Origin of the sequence: Planktothrix sp. PCC 11201 (assembly GCF_900009135.1) — a bacterium.
Lineage (GTDB): Bacteria > Cyanobacteriota > Cyanobacteriia > Cyanobacteriales > Microcoleaceae > Planktothrix.
Genome location: NZ_LT797688.1, coordinates 360,023 through 383,182 on the forward strand (window position 1 = coordinate 360,023; position 23,160 = coordinate 383,182).

The following is a 23,160-nucleotide window of genomic DNA, read 5'->3' on the forward strand; positions in this document are numbered from 1 at the left end:
ATTGTATCCTATGGGTTTGGATATGCTCTCTTTCCCATAATATAAGTGGCTCGAATGGCTCGGTCATCCCCTAATATAATTAAACTAAAGATGGTTTCGGCAATTTTTAATCGGGTTTGAGGTTCGGAAATTTGTTGATTTCTTAAAGTCATTAAAGGAGTTGAATTATAGTCTAAAACAATAAAATCCGCTTCTTTTCCCAAATTAAAGTTACCAATTTTATCCTCTAATTTTAGGGCTTTTGCTCCGCCTAATGTGGCTAAAAATAAGGCTTGAAAGGGTGAGAGATTTTGATTTTGTAGTTGAGCAACTTTGTATGCCTCATTAGCAGTTTGGAGGAGGGAAAAACTGGTTCCGGCTCCAATATCACTACCCAAACCAATGTTAATGGGATGGGTTTTAGATTTGGCTTCATGGAGTTTAAACAGTCCACTTCCGAGGAATAAATTAGAAGTAGGGCAAAATGCGATCGCTGATTTAGCTTCAGATAACCGTTGAAATTCATCTGGAGTTAAATGAATACTATGGGCAAAAATTGAACGTTCTCCAACTAAACCCGCCTGGTCATAAACCCCTAAATAGTGAGGAGCCTCGGGGAAAAGTTCGGCGACTAATTCAACTTCTTGGAGATTTTCTGAAAGATGGGTTTGTAAATAAACATCGGGAAATTCTGTTAATAATTTTCCAGCTATTTTTAACTGCTCAGGACTAGAAGTTATGGCAAAACGAGGGGTGATAGCATAGAGTAAACGTCCTTTTTTATGCCAAGTTTGGATTAGTATTTTGCTCTCTTGATAGGAGGTTTCGGGAGTATCTTTTAAATAATTGGGGGCATGACTATCCATCATCACCTTACCAGAAATCATGCGTAAATTCCGGTGATAGGCTTCTTCAAAGAAAGCATCAACGGACTGGGGGAAAACCGTGGCAAAAACTAGGGCGGTTGTGGTTCCATTTTTGAGTAATTCATCTAGGAAAAATGCCGCGATTTGTTGAGCATATTCTTTACTACTAAATTTACGTTCTGTGGGGAAGGTATATTGATTTAACCATTCTAAGAGTTGTTTTCCATAGGAGGCAATCATTTCAGTTTGGGGAAAATGAATATGGGTATCAATCAATCCTGGTAATATTAATAAATTAGGATAATGGGTAATAGTAAACCCTTGATATTTGTCTTTTAAAATGTTATAATCATCGAAGTCTATAATAATTCCATATTCTATAACTAATAATCCATCGGCAAGATAACGAACACTGGTTTCTTCAGATTCATAAAAAGGGTCATCAATAAAGTCTAAAAATGATGAGCGAAATAGTTTTAAGTAGGTCATCAGTGATGGGATTTTAGGTTGGTAAGCTGTTGTGTATTTAAATCGATCAAAGGTATTGGAGGTTCAAAATTGTATATAGGTTTATTAAAAGAAAAAACCCATCTCATTTTAATCCCTGATCTTCATACAATTGTTGCCAAGTTAATTGAGAAATCTTTTTTAAGGTTTTTAAGACAGCCAGGGATTCTGGTTTTGGTAAAGCGAATAAATCTTGTTGAAAAACAGGATTATTTAAGTCTAGTAACACTTTATTCATAATCATTTAATTGTGTTTCTAAATCTTCTAAATCCGAAATTTGAGGTTGATGATTACAATTCCATTCTAAGGCTTGATCTAGTTTTTCTTCCATCTGGGGTTGATGTAACCAATCTTCTTTACTGGAAAAATTTTTCAAAAGAATTTGGGAGAATTGTTGCCATAAATTTCCCCATTCTTTTAAATCAATCACAACGGCGGTTTTTTCTCCGTTTTCATCGACAATAAATTGGATTCCTTTCATACTTTAGGTAAGATTTTAATTGTTTATTGTGGGAAGTCAAAAGTAATCAGAATAACTACAAAAAAAAGTATTAGCAATCATAATGATACTTTTTAACTAAAATTGTGTCCGATTAAGCGATTATAGCGTATCTTTAAATATTGAAGTGTCCAGTGAATAGTGACACTCACCAGCACGTCTGTTTTTCTGGAATGGCGATGACCTAACTCTTTGAGCAGCAAAGCGGGTTGCTCTGCAAACTCATAGACTAAGCTGTTGCGTATTTAAACTGTTTTTTCATAAAGACGAAATTGGGCGATTTTATAAATTTCTTCTAGGGCGGTTATTTGTTCTTGCTCTATCGAATGATTTAACCTTTGTTCAAACGCAGCTAAAATACTGGTTTTGGTCTGATTTTTAACAGCAATAATAAAAGGAAACCCAAATTTATTTTTATACGTTTGGTTGAGTTGATGAAAGTGTTGATATTCAGCCGATGTTAGACGGTCTAACCCGACTCCGGCTTGTTCTTTTACCGAAGATTCTGCCATTTTTGTTTTACTTCCTAAGTCGGGATGGGCACGAATTAAAGCTAATTGTTGTTGTGAATTACTATTTTTAACGATGGCAACCATTGTTTGATATAATATTTCTATAGTCTCAAATGGTCGTTTTAATTCTGCTTGTTTTGCTATCCAAGGAGATGCTTCAAAAATAGACCCTAATGCTGCGATAAATTCCGCTTGAGTCATTTGATTAACTTGGGATAAGGAATAGGTTTGCATGGGGTTTAACTGCCTCGATAGGTACTATAAGACCAGGGAGAAACTAGTAGGGGAACGTGATAGGCAACGGTGGGGTTGGCAATGCCAAATTGAATCGGAATATAATCTAAAAATAAGGGATAATCTAGGGATTTATATTGGGTTTTAAAATAGTCTCCAACGGCAAAAACTAATTCATAAATTCCCTGGTTTAATTCGGTTTCTGTTAATAGGGGGATATCGGTTCTACCGTCTTGATTTGTAATAGCAGTTTTGAGTAAAATTCTTTCCCCTATATCTGTATGAATTTGCCATAATTCAATTTTTAAATTTGCGACCGGATGACCTTGGGCTGTATCTAAAACATGGGTTGTGAGTTTACCAACCATAGGTAATGGGTAATGGGTAATGGGATATTTGTTTTAGTGAAAGGGGCCGCCTAGGATGGTTTTAGATAGAGCCTGGGTAACATCCTGTTCGGTTTCTTGTTGGAGTTGTTGATACCATTGTTGGGTTAAATAGGGATCTTTTCCATAAATTATATCGGCTCTTTTTCGGGCTTTGATAACTAGGGTTGAAGTCCGTTCTTTCCGTTCAGTTTCATATCGTTTTAAAGCATATTCTACTCCTAAATTAGTGGTTAATAGAAATCGAGATAAGATTTCTGCATCTTCCATAGCTTGACAGCCTCCTTGTCCGAGGGTTGGGGTGGAAGCATGGGCGGCATCTCCTAACAGTACAACTCGACCTTTAACGATGGTTTCTAAGGGGTCTAAATCATGAATCTCTAAACGGTTTAATTCCTGGGGATTGAGAGTTTCTATTAAACATTGAACGGGAGACGGCCATTGGGCAAATATTTGTTTTAACTCCCGTTGACGATGATCTGGTTCAACGATTATTCCCCTAGCCATTGGACAACCAAAGAAATAATAAAACCGATTATTTCCAATGGGCATCATCGAGGCTCGTTTACTTTCTCCGACATAAATCACCCAAGTATTTTTATCTCCTAAATTGGGATTTATTTCAATTAAACCATTCCAATTCACATAACCCGCATAACGCAATTCTACCGGATGACCGACCACATAATCTCGCAATTGAGAATGAATGCCATCGGCGGCAATTAAGAGGTCACCTCGGGTTTGATCTCCATTGGCAAAATAGGCGGTGATACCCTGGGCATCCTGTTCAACGCCGATAAATTGAGTATTCAGTTTAACGGTTTCAATATTATTATTAAAGGCATTTAAAAGCAAGGATTGTAATTCTGTTCGAGACACGGGATAGGGTCGCTGTCCTACGGTTTCGGTTACGGGATGGAGATTAATTTGATTGTATAATTCATCGGTATGACTGCGATATTCCATCCTATCCATCTGTCCACCGATTTTGGCAATTTCATCCCCTAAACCTAAACTATTGAGAACTTTAACCCCATTTGACCAAATAGAAATTCCGGCTCCGGCGGGACGAATTTCCCTAGTTTTTTCATAAATTTCTACGGTATATCCTGCCCGTTTTAGAGCTAAACCAGCCGTTAAACCGCCAATTCCGGCACCGATAATAATAATTTTGAGATGATTCATAATTTTAAGGGTTAGAAGATGGTTCTAGGGCAATTTGACTATAGATTTTTAGGGCGGAACTCCAAACCAAATAACCTTGTTGATTCAGATGTAAACCATCGGTACTTAATTCCGGTCTTAAATTGCCTTCTGCATCAATAAAGAGGGAATGTAAATTTAAAAAATAAGCTCCTTCTTCCTGGGCAATGAATTTCAACTCTTGATTTAAGTGACGGATTCGTTGATTAGAAATTTTTAATAAGCGATCGCGTCCTTCCCAGTTAGACTGTTTGTCGCTATGGGGAAGAATAGATTGCACCACGATTTGAGCATCGGGATGTACCCAACGTAAATCCCGAATAATATCTCGATAATTATTTAATAATGTACTATCATCTATTCCCCGAATTAAATCATTAATGCCAATCATGACAAAAATAGTTTCCGGTTGAGTAATATCAAATAATTTAACCCGCTTTAATAATCCTGTCGAAGTTTCCCCAGAAATGCCTTGATTTAACCAAGTTCTTTCTGAGGGCAGAAGTTCCGTTGGAAACCACAAACTTAAGGAATCTCCCGCTAAAATACTTAAACGTTCCGGGGGGTTGCTGGCAACGGCATTAGCCTCGCGCCCCAACTGTTCCACCCATTGTTCATAAGTCCAACGATGACGGGGAATACCCATTAACGCGGATTCTGATGCCGAGGGTAATTGATGGGTTTGAACCCCATCCGTCAGGGCCGATACAGAGGTGGCATCAGAAATAGATTGTCTGTGCATCATCAATCCCAAGATGATAAACAAGAGTAGTCCATTGCCGATTAAGGATATCCAAGCCCAATACGGAATTGTTTTCGAGCGAATAAATACTGGATTCCAATGCTGCTTAAACAAAACTAACTCAGCCTAACCTGTTCATTTAACATTTAACCTTGTTTCTCCCAATCTACAAAGAATCCCCATCAAGCTACGCTGTGACGGGGGAGTGTCAATAATCTAATTTCTGTATTCAGCAATACAGTTTTTTGAGTGATTTTCGATTGCCGGGCAGGGTTCGGTTGTGGGTCAACCGTCAATGGTCAACAGCCTTTCACCGGTTTTATGAACCTTAGACTCCAGGATTTGTTTGACCGGAATTTCGATCAAAAATTTAGTGTATTCCCCCACTTCTGACTCGCACCAGATTCGACCTTTATGGTGTTCGACAATAATTTGATAGCTAATTGATAATCCTAAACCTGTGCCTTTTCCTACGGGTTTAGTGGTAAAAAATGGGTCAAATAGCTTACAGCGAATCTCTTTAGGAATCCCCAAACCATTATCGGCAATTTCGACAATAATTCGTTGGTGATTCACCAATAGAGTTCTAATCGAAATTTGAGGTTGAATCTTAGATTTATCACAGGATATCAGAGAAAACTTATCCTGCATCATTGAATCATGTAGAGCATCAATGGCATTACTAATCAGATTCATAAATACCTGATTCAGTGGCCCTGGATAGCATTCAATTAAGGGAATATTCCCATATTCCTTAATCACTTCAATTCCGGTTAATTTCCCCTGGGGTTTCAGTTTATTTTTCAGAATCATCAAGGTACTTTCTATTCCATCATGAAGACTCACCTGTTTTAATTCGGCTTCATCATGGCGAGAAAAGGTTCTCAAAGACCGCACAATATCTCGAATCCGGTCAGCCCCGACTTGCATGGATTCGACAATTTTAGGAAAATCCTCCTTGAGAAAATCCAAATCAACCGATTCAATCTCTTGCTGAATTTTAACACTAGGATTAGTATATTCTTTTTGATAAATATCTAATAAATTCAGCACATCCCGGGTATAATTGGTGGCGTGAATCAAATTACCATAAACAAAATTAACCGGATTATTAATTTCATGGGCAATCCCCGCGACCAACTGACCCAAACTCGACATTTTTTCACTTTGAATCAGTTTAATTTGAGTTTTTTTAAGTTCTTTCAGGGTGTTTTTAAGTTCATCATTTTTTCGCTTTAATTCCAGAGAAGTTTTTAACCGTTCTTCGGCTTGTTGCAGGGCTTCTTCGGCTCGTTTATGGGCCGATAAATCCCGAAAGGTTCCCAGATAAAACGATTGATAGCCGAGTTTAGCTTGATTAATCGTGGCTTCCAGGGGGAAACAAGAGCCATTCGCCCGACGACCCACAATCTCTTGACGTCCTTGTAATAGGCATTTTTCCAATAGGGTTTTCTGCTCTTGAATCTGGGAAGTTGGCCAGTCAAATAAATGTAATATCGAGGTTCCCACTAATTCCGCAGCCGAATATCCAAATATGGTTTCCGCACTGGGATTAGTCCTTAAAATTTCTCCCGATGGATTAGCAAAGGTAATCATGGCATCCGTGGCATTTTCAATAATTGCCTCGGTTTGGTTTAAGGAATCTTCTAAAGCCTGCATCACTTGGTTATAGCGACAGCCAATTTGACCCACTTCGGTAAATTGATTTTGAGGAACCCGTTGTTTAAAGTCTTGGGTACGGGCTTGATATTCCATGACTTCAAACAAATCATAAATTTCGGTTTTGGCTCCATGTTCAGAAATATTTAACCCCGTTGTTTCTGCCTCAAGGGAAACTCGTAATGGGAAGTAATGATTGATAATCGATAGAATCAACCAAGTTAAGCCAAATCCCCAAATAAAAGAAACTCCAATCCCCAAAACTTGAACCAGCAATTGTTCCGTGCGGGATAACCCGGTATTCAGGAGATGGAGATTGCCAAACAGACCCACGGCGAGGGTTCCCCAAACTCCACCCCCCGCATGAACCGCAATCGCATCAACGGCATCATCAATCTGACATCGTTGCAAGGTGACAGACACTAACACCATGACGGCTGCACCCACCCCACCAATTAAGGAAGCCATGGGAGTCGAAATCACATGGGAAGATGCGGTAATGGCAACTAAACCCGCCAAGGAACCATTAATAATCAGTTCAACTTCCGGGCGGCGATGCAATACCCACCCTAAGACCGCTCCGACCAACATTCCCGATGTCCCGGCTAAGATGGTATTCACAATCACCGTGGCGACTCGAATGTCTAAATGTAAATAACTGCCCCCGTTAAACCCTAACCACCCTAACCACAACAACATCGCCCCCAATACGGATAACTGAAGGTTAGAGCCACGCATTTGTTGAGGAGGTTTATCGGAGGTAAAGCGTCCCAACCTAGGCCCAATCACCAACAGAACCGCCAGGGAAACCCATCCGCCCATGCTATGAACGATGGTAGACCCGGCAAAATCCACAAATCCAATTTTTCCTAACCACCCGATTAAATGGTTGGTTTCAATCCCATTCCAGGCCCAATGACCAAAGATGGGGTAAATAATCCCGGAGGTTAAAGCCGCGACTAATAAATAAGCTCCAAACTTCATCCGTTCCGCCGATGCCCCTGAAACGATTGTTGTGGCGGTACTGCAAAACATAGCTTCAAACAGAAAAAATGCGGCTTGCCCCGGATTCGAGGTGGTATCAAAAAAGAAAGCCTGGGGGTCAATACCGCCCATGGCCGCTCTGCTGAACATAATGGCATAGCCAAAGGCCCAAAACAAAGCCACCGAAATGCCAAAGTCGGCAAAATTTTTGACGGCAACATTAATACTATTCTTGGAGCGGGTCAAACCCGACTCTAAACACATAAATCCGGGCTGCATCAGAAAGACTAAGCCCGAACAGACCAGCAGCCAGAGAATATCAATCACTGAATTATTGGTTACTCAATCAACCCGATATTGTCTCAATTTCTCTTAAAAGTTTTTGTGGACTTTTATACCGTTACGCAATCCGTATGGATTTTACAAGGCCCAAACTAGAATCCTTCAGCCCGAAAGCCTTATTTTAGGGGCTAAAACCCTGAAATAAGAAAAAAAAATATTTTAGGTGTTGACAAATGTAACGGGGTTTGGATAGAGTAACAAGCGTGTGAGGAGCGAACCAGTTAAGGACACCGAGACGAAACACGGCCAGTCGCCGGTGTCCTTTCTGACAAAAAGGAAACATACGTTTTTTGTGAAAACTCTGATTTTGAAGAGTCTATCGAGATTAGATTAATATTGCTGGGCTCAAGACGGTAATTAATCCAGTTTTTAGCTGTTTTGTGTGGTTAGCTATTTTGAACCCTGTCTTTGTTATGGGATTATAGAATAGTAATATTCAAAATTTTTTCCCGAATGACCCAGTATTTTGCCACGGTTGCCAAGGGTTTAGAATTTGTTGCCGCTCAAGAATTAGAACGTTTAGGCGCCCATGATGTTCGTCCCGATTTTGCAGGGGTTCATTTCACCGGTTCCCGCCAACTGCTTTATCGAGTTAATCTTTGGGGAAGAACCCTATTTCGGGTTTTAGTTCCTATTGCTGAGTTTCCCTGTGCCAATGGGGAGCAGTTGTATCAGGAAATTCAAAATATTAATTGGAATGACTATTTATCGCCCCTAAATACTTTTGCGGTGAACTGCACAGGCAAAAATGAAATTTTAAACCATACCCATTTTACCGCCTTACAAGTCAAGAATGCAATTATTGATCAACAGCGTTTGGAATTTGGAGAACGTTCCGATATTGATATTAATAATCCCGATTTATGGATTAATCTTCATATCCACGAAAACCAAGGGATTCTCAGTTTAGATAGTTCTGGAACCAGTTTACATCGCCGGGGATATCGTCCGGCTGTTGGGATTGCACCTTTGAAAGAAACTCTGGCCGCAGCTTTATTGGATATGGCAGAATGGCATCCTGATGTACCTTTTTTAGATCCTTTATGTGGGTCGGGAACCCTACCAATAGAAGCAAGTTTAAAAGCCTTAAATATTGCCCCCGGACTATTCCGAGAAACCTTTGGATTTATGAAGTGGAAAGATTTTGATCCTAAATTGTGGGAAAGTCTAAAACAGGATGCTTTAGATGCAAAATTAACTACCTTAACCGTCCCAATTGTGGGTTCAGATGAAGATGAGGATGTTATTTATCAAGCCTCAGAAAATGCTCAACGCTGTGGCGTTGCTGAACAAATTCGGTTACAACAAATGGAGTTATCTGAGGTGGAAGCTCCGGCGAATCATGGGGTAATTATTTGTAATCCTCCCTATGGTGAACGTCTGGGAAATGCTGAAGAATTGGGTGCTTTATATAAACAGTTGGGAGATACTTTTAAACAACGATTTAAAGGCTGGACGGCTTATATTCTGACGGGAAATAAAGCCTTGGGAAAACAAGTGGGTTTGAGAACGTCTCGAAGAATTGCGGTGTATAATGGGGCTTTGCCTTGTACTTTGTTAAAGTATGATCTTTATTAATAGATAAAAAGATGCGAATAAGGATTATTGCAAAGGTGTTATAGCAGTCGCCACATCTATTAGGACATTCTTGAAAGCTAAAAGCTGCTCACAGTAAGTATTTACCTATAGCGAGATTGCCTATTCCCTATTGCCTCTTGCTATAACTGTTTACTGTTTACCGATTTTGATTTATGTCTGAAACCATTAAACTCGATCAATTTCTAAAATTTATGGGTGAAGTCTCCACCGGGGGACAAGCCAAAATCCTAATTAAATTTGGTGATGTTGAAGTCAATGGTGAGGTTGAAACTCGCAGGGGACGAAAGTTAGTCACAGGGGATAAAGTGTTGGTTAATGGAAAAACCTTAACGGTTAATTTATCGGAAAAATGGGTTTAAAACCCCTAAGTTCTACTTAGGCTTTTTATTGTAAACCTTTGTTGCAATATCAACCAATCTTGTACCCAAAAATATAGGATAAGAAATCAGGCTAGAGGTAAGGCAATGTTAGTGTTTGAGTTCAAAACTTACGGAAAAGCCAGTCAGATTGAAGCAGTAAAGGAAGCAATTCGTACAGCACAATTTGTCCGCAATAGCTGTTTACGCTATTGGATGGATAATCAAAAAATAGATAAGTATGATTTAAATAAATATTGCGCCGTGCTTGCGAAGAATTTTCCGTTTGCTAATGAACTCAATTCTCAAGCCAGACAATCTTGTGCTGAACGAGCCTGGTCTGCTATTTCCCGTTTTTACGAGAACTGCAAAAAGTCAATTCCGGGTAAAAAAGGATATCCCCAATTCCAGAAAAACTGCCGTTCTGTTGAGTATAAATCAACGGGTTGGAAACTTGCAGATGATAGAAAATCCATAAAGTTTACCGATAAAAAAAATATTGGTAAACTCAAGTTAAAAGGCACACGCGACTTACACTTTTACCAAATTAGCCAAATAAAACGGGTGAGATTAGTAAAACGTGCAGACGGCGTGTATGTTCAATTCTGTGTCGATGTTGACCGGAAAGAAAATACAAAACCTTCTGGAAATACTATTGGACTAGATGTGGGCTTGAAGGAATACTACACCGATTCAAATGGAGTCACGGTTGAGAATCCTAAATTTCTCCGTCAAGGTCAAAAGGTTCTTAAACGTTCACAACGTCGGATTTCCCGAAAAGTCAAAGGTTCAAAAAATCGAGGCAAAGCTAGACAGATTTTAGGGAAACGCCACCTCAAAATAAGTAGGCAACGTAAAGACCATGCTGTGAAATTAGCACGGTGCGTAGTTCAGTCTAACGACTTGATAGCCTACGAAGATTTGAGAATTAAAAATCTGGTAAAAAATCATTGTTTAGCTAAGTCTATTAATGACGCATCTTGGTATCAGTTTCGGGTCTGGATTGAATATTTTGGGAAAGTATTTGAAAGAGTCACGGTAGCGGTAAATCCGCAATATACCAGCTCATATTGCTCTAGTTGCGGTGAAATTGTTAAGAAAACGCTATCCACTAGAACCCATGTTTGTAGGTGCGGTTGTGTCATGGATAGAGATGAAAATGCAGCTAGAAATATCCTTAGTCGAGGATTGAGTACCGTAGGGCATACGGGAACTTTCATGCTAGACATGAGCAACGCTTTGGGAGAATCGACCTCTACTCGGGCTGGAGAAATCCTGTTCGAGCAAGTTGGCTCTATGAACAAAGAATCCCCACGCCTTTAGGCACAGGGAGTGTCAAAACATTGATAATAGGACTTGACCATTGGGCATAATCGTATTGTAAATCATGGCATCTTCATGATTAAACCCGATGGCATCGGTTAGGTTAGCATCGGTTAAATTAGCGGCTTTAAAATTGGCTTTGTGTAAATCGGTATCGCGTAAATCTGCCCCCACTAACCAGGCATTTTCTAAATTACATTCATATAAAGTTGCATCGCTTAAATCTGCTTGATAAAGATTAGTATAACTTAAATTAGCTTGAGTTAAATTCGCTCCATTGAGATTAATATGGGAAAGATTTGCCCCCATCATTTGGGTGCTATATAAACTGGTTTGTTTCAAAATGGCATAACTCAAATTCGCCCCCATTAAGTTGGCCCCGCGCAACGAAGCTCGACTTAAATTTGCGTAACTGAGATTTGACCCACTCAAGTCCGCCCCGATAAAGACTAACTTACTTAGATCACAAGTTTGCAAATCTGCCCCTCTTAAATCCACCCCTTTAAAACTCCATTCTCCTTTTGCCTTTCGCTGCAATAATTCCAACCCATCCATAATATTCAGCCTAAATCCCATTCATTTCATTTTGTCTGATGAATTGCCAATCTAGGCTCTCTAAATCTTGTGATTTATACTTCATCGAGTTTACCATAACAAATTTTAATTTGCTCTGCTAAGTCAAAAAGCAAAGAAAGTAGAGTGATTTCATATCTCTTAAGCAATAAGAATTAAAGTTAGATGTTAAGAATCCCTGAAAGAATAAAGAATTGAGTATTTTCGATGCCGAATGTTTGACAGAATGTAAAGTTAAATTACAACTGTGATTAAAATGTTGAGAAATTTTCCAAAATTGAATCAATCCTTTAACCTGGAAGTTTAAAGTAATATTATCGAGAGAGAACCAATGCAAGATCTGAAAAAGTATCGTATTCGATGCACACTAACCTATGGCGATATCTATAGCCAAATCATCGTTTGGTTAATTGTCATCTTTATCGCCTTAGCAACTTCCCTAGCCCTGTGGAGTACAACCCGTCAAATTTATGCTTTAGCGACGGTTGGCCTAATTGTTGTGCTGTCTTTACCTTTCCTGCTCTTTGCATTCGTCACCACTTTATTTAACCATATTGAAATTTTATCCGTAGATCCCTTGATTGAAGACGAACCCAGTCGTGCTGAATTTCCGGCTTCCTAAACAAATCAGTTATCAGTGTAGGGGCGGGTTCATCAAAATTTAGGTGATTAACAAAAATCTAAAAGAACCCGCCCGTACCAGTTATCAGTTAATAGTTAAGAAGTTTACAGTTAATTGATTAACTCTTATGCTGATAACTCTTATGCTGATAACTCCTTAACTGATAACTCCTTAACTGATAACTCCTTAACTGATGACTGATAACTGATTAAGATGCTAGAACATGATGTGATTATTGTTGGGGGCGGGTTGGCAGGATGTCGGGCGGCGGTAGAAATTGCCCGGACTAACCCCAGCTTAAATATAGCCATTGTTGCCAAAACTCACCCCATCCGCTCCCATTCCGTGGCCGCCCAAGGGGGTATTGCGGCTACTTTAAAAAATATTGATGAAAGTGATAGTTGGGAAGCCCACGCCTTTGATACGGTCAAGGGTTCAGACTATTTAGCTGACCAAGATGCCGTCGAAATTTTAGCCAAAGAAGCCCCGGATGTCATTATTGATTTAGAACATTTAGGCGTCTTATTTTCCCGTCTTCCCGATGGTCGCATCGCTCAACGCGCCTTCGGCGGCCATTCCCATAATCGCACCTGTTACGCCGCCGATAAAACTGGTCATGCGATTTTACACGAACTGGTGAACAACCTGCGACGCTATGGTGTGCAGATTTATGATGAATGGTACGTCCTGCGTCTGATCTTAGAAGATGGACAGGCGAAGGGTGTGGTCATGTTCCGCATTAATGACGGACAGTTAACCGTTGTGCGNCAACCGCGTCTGGTGGTTGGGACAAGATTTATAGGTGTCATTCGGTACCCCACCCCCGCTTTCGCGAGGTCATACTTTCGTGAGGGCAAATTGGCAGGGGATCGGGTACCAAATCCATGTCAATTTGCCCTAAAGCTTATGGCTACTGCCATAAAATAAATTGTAGTTCCCATGTTGCGACACATCAACAGTGGAATTATCAAAAGAAATAGAAAAATGTGTTAAATAATCTTTATGGCTTGTTCTAAATCTTGAATTGATTTTTGTAAACGTTGTTGAATTTCTTCATCGAATAAAAAGCTGTTATCCTCTTGACGTTGAATTTGTTTATCAACTACATAAACCCCATTTAATAAATATTCCGCGCCTAATTCTGATAAAACCGGTTTTAGGGTATAATCAATACTTAATAAATGGGCAATTGTTCCCCCAGTTGCGATCGGTAAAATCACTTTACCCGATAGAAACTTAGGCGGTAATAAATCTAAAAAAGATTTTAATACCCCAGTATAGGCTGCTTTATAAACTGGTGTAGCAATAATTAACCCCGATGCGGCTTGAATTAATGCTTTTGCAGGTTCTAAAGCGGGACTATTATAGCGTCCAAAGATTAAATCTTCCGAAGGCAGATCCCGAACCGAAATTATATCGATTTCAAATCCATTTTCAGCCAATAAATTCAAGGCATATTCGACAATTCCATAAGTCCGAGAGGGATGGGAAGGACTACCTACAATCGCCACAATTTTTGTCATTTGAAAAACTCCTATTTGTGAATTAAAAAAGTAAATTAATTCAGTTTAGCGATATCTTTGTGAACCTGACTCTGCCAATTGGAATTGATTTTTAACAGAAGAATGACTCTTTAAAACCTGTGCTAAAATTTGTTCAACTAATCTTCCAAAAGTAGGATCACCGCGATGGCGAGGACGAGAAAGGGGAATATCTACATCCATCGTGACTTGTCCTGCTTCTAATAACAAAACTCGATCCGCTAAAACCACAGATTCTTCCACATCATGGGTAATTAATAAAGTCGTAAACTGCTTTTCTAACCACAATTGTTCAATCAAAGATTGCATTTCAATTCGAGTTAAAGCATCTAACGCCCCCAAAGGTTCATCGAGAAGCAGTAAACGGGGCTGACTGACCAACGCCCTGGCTAACGCCACCCGTTGCCGTTGTCCCCCCGATAACACCGCGATCCAGTCCTGGGATCGATCCCCTAACCCCACCTGTGCCAGCATCTCTAAGGCTTTAGGCTTCCAGTCCCCCCGCAGTCCTAAACCGACATTTTCCAATACCCGCCGCCACAGTAATAGACGGGAATCTTGGAACATGACTCTGGCGGAGGGATTTAGTTGATGTAGGGGTTCTCCATCGACCAATACCCCCCCAGAAGTGGGACGATCTAACCCCGAAATTAATCGTAATAAGGTACTTTTTCCGCAGCCACTACGCCCGACAATGGCAACAAATTCTCCGGGTTTAATATCTAAGTCTAAATGGGATAAAACAGAGGTTTGACCAAAGGATTTACTTAATCCTAAAAGTTTCAGATCTGCCCCTCTAATTTCTGTGTTCATAATGTATATTCTCCTCGTATTTCTATTGATAACTCGGATGCCATTGCAATAATTTGGCTTCTAATCCACAGGCGATCGCATCGGCTAATTTTCCGAGTAAGGCGTACATTAAAATACTTAAAACCACAACATCGGTACGCATAAATTCCCGGGCATTCATCGCCATATAACCAATGCCAGAATTAGCGGCAATGGTTTCAGCCACAATTAAGGTTAACCACATAATTCCTAATCCATAGCGCACCCCAACTAAAATTGAAGGTAAAGCCCCGGGTAGAATTACTTGCCAAAATAAACCCCAAGAGCTTAATCCATAGACTTTTCCCATTTCAATTAATCCCGCATCTACGGTTTTAATCCCGTAAAAAGTATTAATATAAAGGGGAAAAAACACCCCAAAAGAAACCAAAAAAAGTTTAGCTTCTTCCCCAATACCAAACCAAAGAATCACTAAAGGAATTAAGGCTAGGTGGGGAATATTCCTGATCATTTGTAAAGAAGTATCGAGAACTTTTTCAGCCCGGAGGGAAATACCATTCAGCAGGCCCAAACCGACCCCAATAATCCCACCAACAATAAAGCCAGCGATCGCCCGTTGGGTACTAATCAAAATATGTTTGAATAGTTCACCACTTAAGGTTAATTTAATCGCGGCTTGTAGCACATCTGTCGGGGCAGGTAAAACCCGATTTGATAACCAACCTATTTGAGATAAAAATTGCCAAATCAACAAGAATCCCACGGGTACAAGCCAAGGAATAATCGGATGATTCAAAGATTTTTTTAACCCTTTTGTAGCCATAATTTAGGAAGCCGTAGGAGTGGGAATTTTTTGTGAACTAGGATGACGATCATTAGCAATAATTTCCCCAAAAGGACTCATCATATTAGTCTCTAAAGAAGGCGCTTGATAATCCAAAGGCAGATGGGGAAATAACAATTCTGCAACCCGATAGGCTTCTTCTAGATGGGGATAACCGGAGCAAATAAAGGTTTCAATTCCCAATGCTTGATATTCCAACATCCGTTTAACCACGGTATCGGCATCCCCGACTAAAGCCGTACCCGCTCCGCCCCGGACTAACCCCACACCCGCCCACAAATTCGGGCTAATTTCCAGGGCGGTTTTTGAGCCCCCATGGAGTTCGCTCATCCGTCGTTGTCCCTCGGAGTCGGTGCGAGATAGGGCTTTTTGGGCATCTGCGATCGCCTGATCATCGACATATTCAATTAATTCATTCGCCGCATCCCAGGCTTGATTTAAGGTACGGCGGACAATGACGTGGAGACGAATACCAAACTTGAGGGTACGACCTTGGGCTTCTGCTAATTGACGCATCTGGGCAATTTTTGCCGCTACCTGGGCCGGGGGTTCTCCCCAGGTCAAATACACATCAATTTGTTTGGCCGCGACCTGCATGGCTGCCGGGGATGAACCCCCAAACCACAAAGGCGGATGGGGGTTTTGCACGGGCGGAAATAGCAATTTTGCCCCCTGAATATCCAGATATTTCCCCTTAAAATCAACGGTTTTCCCCGCCATTACCCCGCGCCAAACCTGAAGAAATTCATCGGTTAACTCATAACGATCATCATGGGACAAATACAGGCCTTCCCCCGCCATTTCCACGGGATCGCCTCCGGTGACGACATTCACCAGTAACCGCCCTCCCGATAGGCGATCAAAAGTAGCGGCCATTCTCGCTACGGTGCTAGGGGTGGTCATCCCGGGACGCAGGGCGACTAAGAATTTCATCCGTTGGGTGACGGAAATTAGGGACGACGCCGCAATCCAAGCATCTTCACAGGAGCGTCCCGTGGGTATCAGCGCCCCGGTGTAGCCCAGGTGATCAACGGCTTGGGCAATTTGTTGTAAATAGTCCAGATTAACGGCCCGTCCGCCATAGCTGGTTCCTAAATAACGTCCGTCTCCATGGGTGGGAAAAAACCAAAGAATTTGCATTTTTTTATTCCTAAAATTGTCGATTTCGAGAAACAGTAATTAAGAATTAAGACCTGTTAACTGATAAGTGATAACTGTTAACTGATTAGGACAGATTTTTAACCACCGATTGAATACTGATTTCTTTAGGAATGAGTTTTAATCGGTAAAAGGTATCGGCAATTTTTTGTTGACCAGAAATTGTTTCTGGAGTTAAGGGATCAACACCATAATTGCGTCTTTTTTCGGCTAATAACAGGGAATCAATATCAATTCCGGTTTCTTTAGATAGAAACTCTGCTACTTTTTGGGGGTTAGTTTGTGCCCATTGGCTGGTGGTTTTCAGTTCTTCTAATATGGCGGTAACAACCTGGGGATTTTGATCAACAAACTGTTGAGATGCCAAGAAAAAGCCTCGGTTTTCCACTAATCCTGTACCATCGGTTAAAATTCTTGCCCCAATAGCAGTTTCAGCAACGGCTGCATAAGGATCCCAAATCACCCAAGCATCAACGCTTCCTTGTTCAAAGGCTGCCCGAGCATCGGCTGGAGGTAGAAAAACCGGAGTAATATCGGTATATTGCAACCCGGCATTTTCTAAGGCTGCTACCAGTAAATAATGCACATTTGAACCTTTATTTAAGGCAACTTTTTTCCCTTTTAAATCCACCACACTTTGAATAGGTGAATCCTTGGGAATTAAAATGGCTTCGGCTTTAGGCCCTAATGGTTCATAGCCAACATAAACTAAGGGAGCATTCGCTGCTTGAGCAAAAATTGGCGGGGTTTCTCCGGTATAACCAAAGTCAATTTGTCCGACATTTAAGCCTTCTAAAATTGCTGGGCCAGCCGAAAATTCCGACCATTGAACTGTTATCCCTTGGGGTTGTAAACGCTTTTCTAAAGCTCCTTGGGATTTTAAGGTGTTGAGGAGGGTGGCGGATTTTTGATAGCCAATTCTAACTACTGCACTGGAGGGTGTGGCCGTGTTAGCTGCTACAGGGGTTGGAGTTGAGGTACTGGCAGAATTTCCGCTACTGCAAGCAGCTAAAGCCAAACTTAAGCACAAACTCCCAGCGAATAAACCCATAAAACGTAGAATAGAACGGCGTTTCACGGCTTTTGAGAGAAGTTGCAGCCAAGAAGGGATGTTTAACCGTGCAGACCATTTAGTGATCAAGATTCTTACCTCTGTACAGAATTTATCATAAATTGATAGGGAAAGTGTATTATACTTTCAATTGAATTTCAATACATTTGTAAATTAATTTATTTTCAGATTGATTTAGCCACCACTGCCCGACCCCAGATGGCCACTGGAATCGGTTTAGAATCAGGCCCAACGCTGGCATATTCCCTGAATGAACTTAATTCAAGGTACAATCAAATCAAAAGCACATCTTTAAATAAAGCCTAAAACCGAAAGCGTTAATCATGACATCTACAGTAGAACTTCTCAAGATTAAATTTAATCAAGCATTAGTAGCGGCATTTGGTGAAGATTTTGCCACAATTGATCCGATGGTGGTGGCGTCAACTAATCCCAAATTTGGTGATTATCAATGTAATTTGGCAATGTCTTTAACTAAATCCTTAAAAAGTAATCCCAGAGCGATCGCCACTCAAATTATAGACAATTTAATTATTGATGAAATTTGTGAAACTCCTGAAATTGCTGGCCCTGGTTTTATTAATTTACGCTTAAAAACCGACTATTTACAAATACAGTTACAAAAAATGTTAGGGAATGAACGGTTAAACATTCCTAAAGTTAACCCTAACCAAAAAATGATTGTAGATTTTTCTAGTCCGAATATTGCCAAAGAAATGCACGTCGGACATCTGCGGTCTACCATTATTGGAGATAGTATTGCTAGGGTTTTAGAATTTCAAGGACATGAGGTTTTACGTCTCAACCACGTTGGGGACTGGGGAACTCAATTTGGAATGTTAATTACCTATTTAAGAGAAGTTTCTCCCGATGCGTTAACTACAGCAGATGCCTTAGATTTAGGGGATTTAGTAGAGTTTTATCGTCAAGCTAAAGTTAGATTTGATCAGGATGAAACCTTCAAAGAAACCTCGCGCCAAGAAGTTGTACGGCTACAAGCCGGGGCAGAAGATAGCCGTCGGGCGTGGCAATTATTATGTGAACAATCTCGGCGGGAATTTCAGTTAATTTATGATGATTTAGGAATTAAATTAACTGAAAGAGGAGAATCTTTTTATAATCAATTTTTACCCCAAATTCTTGAAGAATTAGACAAAATTGGATTATTAGTTGAAAATCAAGGAGCAAAATGTGTCTTTTTAGAAGGGTTTACTAACAAAGAAGGAGAACCCTTACCCTTAATTGTACAGAAATCCGATGGTGGTTATAATTATGCTACAACGGATTTAGCGGCGTTAAGACATCGGATTGAAACTGAGACAGCGACTCGAATTATTTACGTTACCGACGCTGGACAAACCAATCATTTTATGCAGGTTTGGCAAGTTGCAAAACGGGCAGGTTGGATACCAGAAAATGTCGAATTAGTTCATGTTGCTTTTGGAATTGTTAAAGGAGAAGATGGCAAAAAATTAAAAACTCGTTCTGGGGAAACCGTGCGTTTAAGGGAGTTATTAGATGAAGCGGTCAGTCATGCTAAAAAGGATTTAGAAACCCGCATCAAAGCAGAAGGACGCACGGAAAACCAAGAGTTTATTGATCATGTGGCGGAAGTCGTGGGTTTGAGTGCGGTTAAATACGCAGATTTAAGCCAAAATCGCACCAGTGATTATATTTTTAGTTTTGATAAAATGTTATCATTACAAGGAAATACGGCTCCCTATATGCTTTATGCCTATGTCAGAATTCAAGGTATTAGTCGTAAGGGCAATATTGATTGGCAAAAGTTAGAAACGGATATTCAAGTGGTTTTAGAAGCAGAGGAAGAAATAGTTTTAGCGAAACATTTGTTGCAATTGCCGGGAATTTTAGAGGAAGTTGCTCAAGATTTACTCCCTAACCGTTTATGTCAATATTTATTTGAATTAAGCCAAAAATTCAATCAATTTTACGAACAGTGTGCCGTGGTCAAAGCCGAAGAACCTCAACGAACTTCCCGTTTAGCATTATGTGATTTAACCGCAAAAACCTTAAAATTAGGGTTATCTCTATTAGGAATTTCTGTCTTAGAACGAATGTAATCTGAAATGCTTAAATGTTTGCTACATCCCCCTGTAGAGACGTTGCATGCAACGTCTCTACAGGGGGGGTTAGAGGGATAATCTGTAGCATCCATCTATAATTGGATTTCATATAACCTGAATACACCGAAAACACCGAAACCCAAAATCATTTGAAACTTTCGGTGTTTTTCTAGGATTTTCAGTAATTTTTGTCAGACTCTGGATAGGAAATTGAATTCACCAATACAGGTATTGTTTCTAAACTATTTTTCTCGATATTGACTTCATGGTTATGCAGAGAAAAATCTAAATAGATTTCATCACTCAAAATCAAGGGTTCAATAGCAGTAATTAGGATGTTTTCTTGAGTGCTAATTTCACCATTGAGTCCCGTAGAATTGGTTTGTTGTTGACTAATGAACATGGCTCCTAAAATCAGCGCACCCCCAACCCAACCCCGTATTCCTAAAGTTTCACCCAGTAACCAAAAGGAAAATAGGGAGGCAAATACAGGTTCAAAGGTATAGATAACGGCGGTTTCAGAGGCGGAAACCCAATGTTGAGCGATCGCCGGGAGCCAAGTGGTTACGGCCGTTACCAAAGCCAGGTACAATAGGGGTAAATAATTGCTGCAAATGCCCTCCCACTGTCCCATCAGGTCGGGTATGGCCCATAAAGTCCCCAACACCGTCATCACTACAAGCTGAATGGCGGTTAGGGGTAGGGGCGCGTGGTTGCAGGTAACAGCCTCCAACAGCAGAATATAACTGGTATAGAGTAGAACATCTAACAACATCCAGAAGTCCCCAGCAGTTAGCATTCCGCCTTCCCAGGACATCACCCCCACCCCAACCAAGGCGAGTCCGGCGGCTAAAAACATTCCTCGTCGCACTCGTTGACCGAATAATTGGCCTAATAATGGGACTAAAATTACATTTAAACTGGCAATAAAAGCGGCCCGGTTTGCTGAGAGAGTTTCTAAAGCGATCGCTTGAATTGCTAAAGAGGCAAATAATATAATTCCTAATAGAAAGCCATCTCGAACTAACTTAAAATTTAAAGTCCGTAAATGCAGGGAAAAAGCGATCGCTGCTAAAGCAGATCGAATGGCAATTAATACACCAGGGGATAAATTATCAATCGTTTCTTTAACTAAGGGAAATGTTGTTCCCCAAAGCAGGGTAACAGCTACCAGTAAAATAATACCCTGGATATGTTGTACTTTTGGTTGTGAAAGAGTCATTATAGATATTTAGATTCTAAAACTATTTTAGAACAAATAGACTATTTTTGAGTAAGATTTTTGCTCTCCTACATAAATTATTACATAATTCCCTGGACGGGTTAGCTTCATCCTATAAACCAAATCGGATCAATGGGTAATAAATAAAGTTTTTACCCAGTTTTCTAATCCACTTAATATTAATTGTACTCCCAAAGCTAAAATAAATAAACCCAAAAGACGAGTAAAGGCAATAATGCCATTTTCTCCCAAAAGATTGAGTAAATGATTGGATAGGATTAAACAGCCATAAACTGTAATTCCAATTATAATAATAGCAACAATAATAGCGCCTAAATGTAATAAAGTTTCTGTCGAAAATGCTTCTCTAGCTTGGGCTGCTAATCCTAATGTGACTGTGATCGCCCCTGGCCCTGCTAATAAAGGAACAGTTAAGGGAATAAAGGAAATATCCTTATGTTCTTCTAGTTGAGTAGTTAAGGCTTCTTCTTCGGTAGCAGTTAATTTTGGTTCAGCCTTTAACGCTTCCCATCCAGCCTCAAAAATTATAATTCCGCCTGCAACTTTTACCCCGGACATCCCTAACCCAAAAAATCCCATAATACTTTCCCCAATTAATAGAAAAAATACTAAAACCGCCACAAAACTAAGAGTAGTTTTAAGCGCACATTTTTGTTTTAATTCTATAGAATAGCCCGATGCTAATATTAAAAATATTGGCACAGCCCCCAAGGGATCAACAATGGGAAACAAGGAGGCAAAACTGGCTAAAACAAAAGTCAAGAAATCTGCTATCATATTTGTCATTTATTCGGCTGGAATCCGGCATTTTTTCTGGGATATTAAAGCTCAGAAGTTAGTTTTAAAATTAGATCTTCTGACTCTGGAAATCTCGACAGTAGGTGAGTCCGATTTGCTAATTCAAAGTCGGCAAAGTCAAACCCGGGTGCAACAGTACAACCGACAAAACTATAGGGACTTTCCGTATTAGGATAACCCCCAAACCACCATCCCGCCGGAACCACAAACTGTACTTGTTCTCCCGCTAAAATATTAGACCCCAGAATAATATTTTGTACTCCATAGTCTTCGTGGATTAAGATCAGAGTCATGGAACCCCCTAAATAAAAATGCCACATTTCATCGGATTGAATTCGATGTAAACAGGATTTTGTTCCCTGGGGTAATAAAAAATAAATTCCTGTACAATAGTTGCGATCGCCCTTAAATTTTTCGGATAAAACCTGCTGGGAAATTACACCCTGAGAACGATAGGTTTCTCGAAAATATCCTCCTTCTGGGTGAGGAATAAGCTGATATTTTTCAATTAATTCTTCTACACTAATCATAAATTTAATTAAATTTTAGGGTGCGTAAGTCCCAACCCACGCACCAAGGATAAATAACGATTAGGTGAGTTAGCAGTTTGCACCCACCCAACACAGAAATTACCAACCGAAAGCTGAATAGAATTGACTTTCCTCCGAGGGAGATTCCAATACGGTTTCCGCATCGGGATTAACCCGAATTTCCGTACAAAAGGTGGAGGTATTGAACCCACCAAACCGCTTAACTGCACTAGTTCGCATCCGAACATCCGAACCCATAAACCAGAAACGCTCAATCGCACTCATGGTTTCATATTCAGTAATTAAAATTAAAGCATCGTCCTCATCCATCTCAAATTGACCCGCCACGGGCATAATTTCTGCATAACCCCGTTCTCGCAACATTTGACCTTTACGGGGATTTTCCGGGTCAGGAACAATGGCAAATACCGTTTCTCCCTTATGGTTTTCATCGTCCTTATCCCAGGCCATTTCCCCCGCCCAGGTGACATAGGCTCCCCCGGCGGATAAACTGGGGTCAACATTGTGCATCTGACAAATTTCGATCACTCTGGGATCATCCGCATCTAAGCTGGTGACTTGAATATCTGAAAATCCTTTCTCAGCTTGTCTAAAGGCTAAATGGTGGGTTGTTCGTTGCGATCGCCATGTTCCAGCACTTTTCCGAAAAAATTCTATTGCATCCATCACGCTTAAAATTCCTTGACTGAC

The 23,160-nt window shown here is 40.3% G+C and carries 23 protein-coding genes and 1 pseudogene; 6 read left to right on the top strand and 18 right to left on the bottom strand.

The features are described 5' to 3' along the window. Positions 1-8 precede the first annotated feature (8 nt). The 8 genes from guaD to amt all read right to left on the bottom strand — a co-directional run bounded on the left by guaD (position 9) and on the right by amt (position 7,899). Positions 9-1,334 (bottom strand): guanine deaminase, encoded by a 1,326-nt coding sequence (guaD, locus tag PL11201_RS02435; protein ID WP_079677053.1) that lies wholly within the window; start codon positions 1,332-1,334, stop codon positions 9-11. A gap of 103 nt (positions 1,335-1,437) precedes the next feature. Further along, the gene (locus PL11201_RS26375; protein ID WP_159451501.1) at positions 1,438-1,590 is read right to left on the bottom strand and encodes a hypothetical protein; all 153 of its coding nucleotides are present in this window, start codon (positions 1,588-1,590) and stop codon (positions 1,438-1,440) included. Beyond that, positions 1,583-1,834 (bottom strand): hypothetical protein, encoded by a 252-nt coding sequence (locus tag PL11201_RS02440; protein ID WP_079677054.1) that lies wholly within the window; start codon positions 1,832-1,834, stop codon positions 1,583-1,585. The genes PL11201_RS26375 and PL11201_RS02440 overlap by 8 nt, the downstream gene beginning before the upstream one ends. A 263-nt stretch (positions 1,835-2,097) precedes the next feature. Further along, complete coding sequence (gene uraD / locus PL11201_RS02445; RefSeq protein ID WP_200816684.1) at positions 2,098-2,598, bottom strand: 2-oxo-4-hydroxy-4-carboxy-5-ureidoimidazoline decarboxylase; 501 nt, start codon at positions 2,596-2,598, stop codon at positions 2,098-2,100. Between the two features lie 5 nt (positions 2,599-2,603). Next, entirely contained in the window at positions 2,604-2,966 is a 363-nt protein-coding gene (gene uraH, locus PL11201_RS02450) for a hydroxyisourate hydrolase (protein ID WP_079677055.1), read from the bottom strand. A 33-nt stretch (positions 2,967-2,999) separates the two neighbouring features. Then, entirely contained in the window at positions 3,000-4,169 is a 1,170-nt protein-coding gene (hpxO, locus tag PL11201_RS02455) for an FAD-dependent urate hydroxylase HpxO (protein WP_079677056.1), read from the bottom strand. A 4-nt stretch (positions 4,170-4,173) separates the two neighbouring features. Next, on the bottom strand, positions 4,174-4,929 hold the full coding sequence (locus PL11201_RS02460) for a GDSL-type esterase/lipase family protein (RefSeq protein WP_339394339.1): 756 nt from the start codon (positions 4,927-4,929) through the stop codon (positions 4,174-4,176). 285 nt (positions 4,930-5,214) lie between these two features. Continuing rightward, entirely contained in the window at positions 5,215-7,899 is a 2,685-nt protein-coding gene (gene amt / locus PL11201_RS02465; protein WP_079677058.1) for an ammonium transporter, read from the bottom strand. Between the two features lie 468 nt (positions 7,900-8,367). Here amt and PL11201_RS02470 point away from each other — a divergent pair, with 468 nt between their 5' ends. The 3 genes from PL11201_RS02470 (at position 8,368) to PL11201_RS02480 (ending at position 11,192) form a co-directional block, all read left to right on the top strand. Further along, positions 8,368-9,492 (top strand): THUMP domain-containing class I SAM-dependent RNA methyltransferase, encoded by a 1,125-nt coding sequence (locus PL11201_RS02470; protein WP_079677059.1) that lies wholly within the window; start codon positions 8,368-8,370, stop codon positions 9,490-9,492. 173 nt (positions 9,493-9,665) lie between these two features. Next, positions 9,666-9,872 carry an RNA-binding S4 domain-containing protein gene (locus PL11201_RS02475; RefSeq protein WP_079677060.1) on the top strand — a complete coding sequence of 69 codons (207 nt, stop codon included), beginning with the start codon at positions 9,666-9,668 and terminating at the stop codon, positions 9,870-9,872. A 105-nt stretch (positions 9,873-9,977) separates the two neighbouring features. Beyond that, positions 9,978-11,192 carry an RNA-guided endonuclease InsQ/TnpB family protein gene (locus PL11201_RS02480; RefSeq protein ID WP_079677061.1) on the top strand — a complete coding sequence of 405 codons (1,215 nt, stop codon included), beginning with the start codon at positions 9,978-9,980 and terminating at the stop codon, positions 11,190-11,192. A 12-nt stretch (positions 11,193-11,204) separates the two neighbouring features. On the opposite strand, the gene PL11201_RS02485 is transcribed toward PL11201_RS02480, so the two are convergent. Then, complete coding sequence (locus PL11201_RS02485; protein ID WP_079677062.1) at positions 11,205-11,747, bottom strand: pentapeptide repeat-containing protein; 543 nt, start codon at positions 11,745-11,747, stop codon at positions 11,205-11,207. Between the two features lie 349 nt (positions 11,748-12,096). On the opposite strand from PL11201_RS02485, the gene PL11201_RS02490 reads away from it, so the two are divergent. Together PL11201_RS02490 and PL11201_RS02495 are read left to right on the top strand one after the other, a co-directional pair. Beyond that, entirely contained in the window at positions 12,097-12,387 is a 291-nt protein-coding gene (locus PL11201_RS02490) for a hypothetical protein (RefSeq protein WP_079677063.1), read from the top strand. Between the two features lie 213 nt (positions 12,388-12,600). After that, positions 12,601-13,179 (top strand): annotated as a pseudogene (locus tag PL11201_RS02495) (FAD-binding protein); the annotation flags it as partial. A gap of 197 nt (positions 13,180-13,376) precedes the next feature. Here PL11201_RS02495 and ssuE read toward each other — a convergent pair. From ssuE to PL11201_RS02520, 5 genes are all read right to left on the bottom strand, one after another. Then, positions 13,377-13,910, bottom strand: coding sequence for an NADPH-dependent FMN reductase (gene ssuE / locus PL11201_RS02500; RefSeq protein WP_079677064.1), 534 nt, complete (start codon positions 13,908-13,910; stop codon positions 13,377-13,379). A gap of 45 nt (positions 13,911-13,955) precedes the next feature. Beyond that, positions 13,956-14,741, bottom strand: a complete 786-nt coding sequence (locus tag PL11201_RS02505) for an ATP-binding cassette domain-containing protein (protein WP_079677065.1) — start codon at positions 14,739-14,741, stop codon at positions 13,956-13,958. Positions 14,742-14,763: 22 nt separating this feature from the next. Then, entirely contained in the window at positions 14,764-15,543 is a 780-nt protein-coding gene (ssuC, locus tag PL11201_RS02510; protein WP_079677066.1) for an aliphatic sulfonate ABC transporter permease SsuC, read from the bottom strand. A gap of 3 nt (positions 15,544-15,546) precedes the next feature. Then, positions 15,547-16,704, bottom strand: coding sequence for an FMNH2-dependent alkanesulfonate monooxygenase (gene ssuD / locus PL11201_RS02515; protein WP_079677067.1), 1,158 nt, complete (start codon positions 16,702-16,704; stop codon positions 15,547-15,549). An 85-nt stretch (positions 16,705-16,789) separates the two neighbouring features. Beyond that, on the bottom strand, positions 16,790-17,863 hold the full coding sequence (locus PL11201_RS02520; RefSeq protein ID WP_200816685.1) for a sulfonate ABC transporter substrate-binding protein: 1,074 nt from the start codon (positions 17,861-17,863) through the stop codon (positions 16,790-16,792). A 254-nt stretch (positions 17,864-18,117) separates the two neighbouring features. On the opposite strand from PL11201_RS02520, the gene argS reads away from it, so the two are divergent. Beyond that, positions 18,118-19,875 (top strand): arginine--tRNA ligase, encoded by a 1,758-nt coding sequence (argS, locus tag PL11201_RS02525; RefSeq protein ID WP_079677069.1) that lies wholly within the window; start codon positions 18,118-18,120, stop codon positions 19,873-19,875. Positions 19,876-20,056: 181 nt separating this feature from the next. Here argS and PL11201_RS02530 read toward each other — a convergent pair whose 3' ends face one another. The 4 genes from PL11201_RS02530 to PL11201_RS02545 all read right to left on the bottom strand — a co-directional run bounded on the left by PL11201_RS02530 (position 20,057) and on the right by PL11201_RS02545 (position 23,136). Beyond that, positions 20,057-21,100: a DMT family transporter gene (locus tag PL11201_RS02530; RefSeq protein WP_079677070.1), complete on the bottom strand. Its 1,044-nt coding sequence runs from the start codon at positions 21,098-21,100 to the stop codon at positions 20,057-20,059. A gap of 129 nt (positions 21,101-21,229) precedes the next feature. After that, a complete protein-coding gene (locus PL11201_RS02535) occupies positions 21,230-21,907 on the bottom strand; it encodes a MarC family protein (RefSeq protein WP_079677071.1) in 678 nt (225 codons plus the stop codon). 35 nt (positions 21,908-21,942) lie between these two features. After that, complete coding sequence (locus PL11201_RS02540) at positions 21,943-22,449, bottom strand: cupin domain-containing protein (RefSeq protein WP_079677072.1); 507 nt, start codon at positions 22,447-22,449, stop codon at positions 21,943-21,945. 99 nt (positions 22,450-22,548) lie between these two features. Further along, a complete protein-coding gene (locus PL11201_RS02545) occupies positions 22,549-23,136 on the bottom strand; it encodes a phycobiliprotein lyase (RefSeq protein ID WP_079677073.1) in 588 nt (195 codons plus the stop codon). Positions 23,137-23,160 lie beyond the last annotated feature (24 nt).

Bases quoted from the DNA above. Each gene is read 5' to 3' on its own strand.
- argS (WP_079677069.1), top strand. From the start codon at position 18,118: ATGACATCTACAGTAGAACTTCTCAAGATTAAATTTAATCAAGCATTA.
- guaD (WP_079677053.1), bottom strand. From the start codon at position 1,334: ATGACCTACTTAAAACTATTTCGCTCATCATTTTTAGACTTTATTGAT.
- PL11201_RS02470 (WP_079677059.1), top strand. From the start codon at position 8,368: ATGACCCAGTATTTTGCCACGGTTGCCAAGGGTTTAGAATTTGTTGCC.
- PL11201_RS02460 (WP_339394339.1), bottom strand. From the start codon at position 4,929: ATGCACAGACAATCTATTTCTGATGCCACCTCTGTATCGGCCCTGACG.
- PL11201_RS02490 (WP_079677063.1), top strand. From the start codon at position 12,097: ATGCAAGATCTGAAAAAGTATCGTATTCGATGCACACTAACCTATGGC.
- PL11201_RS02480 (WP_079677061.1), top strand. From the start codon at position 9,978: ATGTTAGTGTTTGAGTTCAAAACTTACGGAAAAGCCAGTCAGATTGAA.
- PL11201_RS02485 (WP_079677062.1), bottom strand. From the start codon at position 11,747: ATGGATGGGTTGGAATTATTGCAGCGAAAGGCAAAAGGAGAATGGAGT.
- PL11201_RS02545 (WP_079677073.1), bottom strand. From the start codon at position 23,136: ATGGATGCAATAGAATTTTTTCGGAAAAGTGCTGGAACATGGCGATCG.
- uraH (WP_079677055.1), bottom strand. From the start codon at position 2,966: ATGGTTGGTAAACTCACAACCCATGTTTTAGATACAGCCCAAGGTCAT.
- ssuE (WP_079677064.1), bottom strand. From the start codon at position 13,910: ATGACAAAAATTGTGGCGATTGTAGGTAGTCCTTCCCATCCCTCTCGG.
- PL11201_RS26375 (WP_159451501.1), bottom strand. From the start codon at position 1,590: ATGAATAAAGTGTTACTAGACTTAAATAATCCTGTTTTTCAACAAGAT.
- PL11201_RS02440 (WP_079677054.1), bottom strand. From the start codon at position 1,834: ATGAAAGGAATCCAATTTATTGTCGATGAAAACGGAGAAAAAACCGCC.
- PL11201_RS02540 (WP_079677072.1), bottom strand. From the start codon at position 22,449: ATGATTAGTGTAGAAGAATTAATTGAAAAATATCAGCTTATTCCTCAC.
- hpxO (WP_079677056.1), bottom strand. From the start codon at position 4,169: ATGAATCATCTCAAAATTATTATTATCGGTGCCGGAATTGGCGGTTTA.
- PL11201_RS02505 (WP_079677065.1), bottom strand. From the start codon at position 14,741: ATGAACACAGAAATTAGAGGGGCAGATCTGAAACTTTTAGGATTAAGT.
- ssuC (WP_079677066.1), bottom strand. From the start codon at position 15,543: ATGGCTACAAAAGGGTTAAAAAAATCTTTGAATCATCCGATTATTCCT.
- PL11201_RS02535 (WP_079677071.1), bottom strand. From the start codon at position 21,907: ATGACAAATATGATAGCAGATTTCTTGACTTTTGTTTTAGCCAGTTTT.
- PL11201_RS02475 (WP_079677060.1), top strand. From the start codon at position 9,666: ATGTCTGAAACCATTAAACTCGATCAATTTCTAAAATTTATGGGTGAA.
- uraD (WP_200816684.1), bottom strand. From the start codon at position 2,598: ATGCAAACCTATTCCTTATCCCAAGTTAATCAAATGACTCAAGCGGAA.
- PL11201_RS02530 (WP_079677070.1), bottom strand. From the start codon at position 21,100: ATGACTCTTTCACAACCAAAAGTACAACATATCCAGGGTATTATTTTA.
- ssuD (WP_079677067.1), bottom strand. From the start codon at position 16,704: ATGCAAATTCTTTGGTTTTTTCCCACCCATGGAGACGGACGTTATTTA.